The sequence below is a fragment of the Shewanella sp. A22 genome, from assembly GCF_053850585.1.
In genome coordinates this window covers 1-1,048 of the sequence record NZ_JBSQBN010000253.1, presented here as the reverse complement: position 1 = coordinate 1,048, position 1,048 = coordinate 1, and the positions used below count along the sequence as shown (strand labels likewise).

General features: G+C 42.3%; 2 pseudogenes. One reads left to right on the top strand and one right to left on the bottom strand.

Annotated features, from left to right (window positions below):
• Window positions 1-226, bottom strand: a pseudogene (locus tag ACWXWT_RS20565) (transposase); the annotation flags it as partial.
• A gap of 347 nt (window positions 227-573) precedes the next feature.
• Here ACWXWT_RS20565 and ACWXWT_RS20560 point away from each other — a divergent pair.
• Window positions 574-1,048 (top strand): annotated as a pseudogene (locus ACWXWT_RS20560) (IS110-like element ISShfr7 family transposase); the annotation flags it as partial.

The window sequence follows — 1,048 nt, the reverse complement described above, 5'->3', positions numbered from 1 at the left end:
CAACGACATGTAAGTGATTGCTCATCACTGCATAAGCACAAATATCAATAGCAAAGATGGTAGCAAGTTCAAGTATACGAGAATCAACCCATTCACGCCGATGCTCAAAATTCTCGCCTGTCGAGTTGTCGATACCACACAAAAAGGCTTTACGCACAACACGCGAACAACAATGATAAAAAGGAGTGTCTTCTAAGCTAACGATAGTTTGTCTTGGTCTGGCCATGTTATTAGTTCACACAAAAAGGCTTTACGCACAACACGCGAACAACAATGATAAAAAGGAGTGTCTTCTAAGCTAACGATAGTTTGTCTTGGTCTGGCCATCTTCAATTACCATTTTTAAAGGGTAAATAAAGCGTAGTTCACTGCTCGTTATTTAGCCAGTAATCGTGGGTGGCCATGTTATTTTGATTTTGAATTCATATCTACATACTCGACTGACGGCTAACGCCCAAAACAGCGGCGCATTTATGCGTCCGCCTGCTTTTGCTTGATACTCATTGAGCCCCCTCCCTAGCAAGCCGCATCAGCGGTATGCTTAAGGTGACTAAACCAACAGGAGAAAGCTCAATGAGATTTTATAATAACTCACATCCATACTACTGTGGTATCGATTTACATGCACGTTTACTTTATGTCTGTATCATTGATTCTAAAGGGGAAGTTGTAGCTCATAAAAAGATAGGTGCCAGTAAAGATGACTTATTACTCATCCTCGAACCCTATATCGGCAATGTGATTGTCGGGGTTGAGTGCATGCATTGTTGGTATTGGGTGTCAGACTGGTGTGCTGAACTTGGGATTTATTTTATCTTAGGCCATGCACTGTACATGAAGGCGATTCACGGTGGTAAAACCAAAAATGATAAAGTCGATTCCTTTAAAATTGCCACACTACTGCGTGGTGGTAACTTTCCCATAGCTTATGATTACCCAAGTGAAATGCGCGCAGCTCGTGATCTACTGCGCCGAAGAATGAAGATTGTCCGTCACGGGGCCATGCTCAAAGGCCATGTGGTTAATACCAACAGCCAATACAATTTAC